This is a genomic window from Mycobacterium sp. (genome assembly GCF_025933915.1).
Taxonomy (GTDB): Bacteria; Actinomycetota; Actinomycetes; order Mycobacteriales; family Mycobacteriaceae; genus Mycobacterium.
This window is the reverse complement of record NZ_JAICZA010000290.1, coordinates 1-2,674: the sequence shown is the minus strand read 5'-3', so window position 1 is coordinate 2,674 and position 2,674 is coordinate 1. Positions and strand designations below refer to the sequence as shown.

The following is a 2,674-nucleotide window of genomic DNA, read 5'->3' as shown; positions in this document are numbered from 1 at the left end:
ATTGCGACGCGCCGATCAGGCACCGCGACCACGCGCAGCCGTGGGCCGGCGGCGGCCCGACCACCGCGGACAACGGTCTCGGATTGTGCGAGCAGTGCAACTACGTCAAGGAAAATGCAGGGTGGACGGTACGCACCAGCGTCGACGAATCCCACACTCACACAGCGCTTTTCACGACGCCAACCGGAAAAACCTACCGTTCGGCGGCACCGCCGCGCGCCCCCACGATCACCATGAGCAAGCTCGAAGTCCGCGTCGGCGTCGCGCTCGCGCGACATGCGGCCTAGCGCTCAGTAGTGATAGGTGTCCGACGGCGCGGGTGAGTGATCGCGTTCTTCGTCGTCGATGTCCAACGCCTCGATGCCGTACGCGCGAGCCAGCTCGAGGATCTTGGTGGCCCGGGCGATGCGGGGCAGATCGGAGCCGTTCCGGATCTCTCCCCCGTCAAGTTCGAACTCGGTGAAAAACTCTTTTGCCCAAGATATTTCGTCCTGAGACGGCGACAGCCCCTCATTGACGACGGCACATTGGTCCGGTGTCAGGCAGATCTTTCCGGTCATCCCGAACTGGGTTGAGACCGCGGTGGCCTCGATCAGTTTCAGTGGATTGGAGCCGATGGTCGGCCCGTCGATCGCGCTGGGCAGGTCGGCGGCTTTGGACGCGATGGTGAAGCGAGATCGCGTGTAGGCCAGGGTGGCCGGGTCATCCCCGAAGCCGGTGTCGCGGCGGAAGTCTCCGATGCCGAAGGCCAGCCGGAAGGTCCCCTTGGTCGCGGCGATCTCGGTGATGCGCTCCAGACCCCGGGCCGTCTCGACCAGGGCCACGATCGGCACATCGGGCAGCCGTTTCGCGGTCTCGGTGACGTGGTCGACCGATTCGACCATCGCCAGCATCACCCCGCCGACCGGCGTGGTGGCCAACGCGGCCAGATCGTCCGCCCACCAGGGGGTACCGAAGCCGTTGATGCGGACCCAGTCGATGTTGCCGGCGCCGAGCCAACTCACGACGTTGTCGCGAGCGGTGTGTTTGTCTTTGGGCGCGACCGCGTCCTCGATGTCGAAAACGACGACGTCGGCGCGGGAGTCCACCGCGGACTGGAACCGGTCGGCATGCGTGCCGTTGACCAGTAGCCAACTTCGGGCCAGTACCGGGTCGATGCGAGAGCCGACGTCCTCGGACTCGGCGGCGTTGCTGTTGACCTGTTCGTACATTTGAGCTGATCTGTCGTCTTCTCGTGGTTGTCGATAGTGGGCGTGTGCCCTTTAACCGTAGCGATGTCCCGGAACCACCGGTCGGGCAAGCCCCGCGCACGTGGGGCACATCTCCCTCTTGCGCAGGGGACCCTTACCGGACCGGCGAATTGCTGACCGGCCAGCAAACGAAACGCTCCCGCGCGTCGAGTTTCGCCGTGGCTGTGCGGGGTAGTCCACCCCTCGCACGTTGCGGCCATCGGTCGCGCGGCTTGCTGCGGAGACTAGAGAATCCTGGTCCCCAATCGCATCTCGATCGGCCGTCTGGACTCGACCGGGAAAAACCATTAGGAGTAAATATGCGAAGGACCATCGCAATCGTTTCAACCACCGGGGCGCTGTTGTTCGGTGGAGCAGGTGTTGCCACTGCCGCCGTTCCGAGTGCTCCGGCACCGTCGCCCACCACAACGACGTTGGCGGACAACAACAATGATCAGCACAGCGACAACAGTGGGCTGTGGGGCCTCGTTGGCCTCCTCGGCTTGGGCGGGCTCGCCGGACTGATGCGCCGGAAGGATGCTGTTACTGGCACCGGCGTCGGGCCGGCCGCGCCTCGCGACCGCGGCGTCTAACCCTTCGCTGCCCGGATCCCCGCTAGACGCAGCGCGCCTGACGGGGATCCGGCTGGGTTCTCGACTCCTTTACCGAATAGCTTGCCCCTCAAAGGATCTCGCTGCTAGCTCGGTCCATCCATAGCGCGCCGCAGCGGGAGGTGCCGTTTGGCCGCTTCCGCAGCGGGTATACCTCACCCAGCCGCACACAGCCCGTACGTGCGAATTCAACTCTCCCCAATACAGGAGGTATCGGCGATGGCCGAGATGATTATCCAGTCGCCCGACGAGGCCGTCGCGTTCTTGAAAGCACAGCACAACCTCATCGAGGACATGTTCGACCAGGTGCTGCACGCATCGGATCCGAAAGCGCGCGAAGAGCCGTTCGCGGCGCTGCGCCAATTGCTGGCGGTCCACGAAACCGCCGAGGAAATGGTGGTGCATCCGCGCGCACGCAAGGAGGCGGACGCCGGCGACGCGATCGTCGACGCCCGCCTGAAAGAAGAGCACGAGGCAAAGGAGCTGCTGTCGCGGATCGAGGGGCTCGACGTCACCTCTGACGAGTTCATCGACCAGGTCACGAAGTTGCGGGAAGCCGTCCTCGAACACGCCATGCGTGAGGAAAGTGAGGAATTCCCGGTTCTTCAGCAGCAGCTCGACGCCGACGACCTCAAGCGGATGGGAACGGCGGTGCGCGCCGCCGAGGCCATCGCGCCGACCCACCCGCACCCAGGCGTCGAATCGGCGAAGCTGAATTTCGCCCTCGGCCCGTTTGCGTCCATGCTCGATCGCGCCCGCGATCTGATCGGGAAAGCCATCGGCTAGCCACCGCCGCGGCCGCGTTGACTCCGTTCGAGTTTCCGTAGGCTCGGT

The 2,674-nt window shown here is 64.9% G+C and carries 4 protein-coding genes; 3 read left to right on the top strand and 1 reads right to left on the bottom strand.

What is annotated here, in order from left to right; translation table 11 throughout:
* On the top strand, positions 1-287 hold a 287-nt coding region (locus Q0W90_RS24125), incomplete at its 5' end, for an HNH endonuclease (protein ID WP_297777157.1).
* Between the two features lie 3 nt (positions 288-290).
* Here the strand turns inward: Q0W90_RS24125 and Q0W90_RS24120 are convergent.
* Positions 291-1,211, bottom strand: a complete 921-nt coding sequence (locus tag Q0W90_RS24120) for a CoA ester lyase (protein ID WP_297593864.1) — start codon at positions 1,209-1,211, stop codon at positions 291-293.
* Positions 1,212-1,549: 338 nt separating this feature from the next.
* Between Q0W90_RS24120 and Q0W90_RS24115 the strand changes: the two genes are divergently transcribed.
* Both Q0W90_RS24115 and Q0W90_RS24110 read left to right on the top strand, forming a co-directional pair.
* Complete coding sequence (locus tag Q0W90_RS24115) at positions 1,550-1,822, top strand: WGxxGxxG family protein (RefSeq protein WP_297593862.1); 273 nt, start codon at positions 1,550-1,552, stop codon at positions 1,820-1,822.
* Between the two features lie 237 nt (positions 1,823-2,059).
* Positions 2,060-2,626: a hemerythrin domain-containing protein gene (locus Q0W90_RS24110; protein WP_297593860.1), complete on the top strand. Its 567-nt coding sequence runs from the start codon at positions 2,060-2,062 to the stop codon at positions 2,624-2,626.
* The last annotated feature ends 48 nt before the right edge of the window (positions 2,627-2,674 follow it).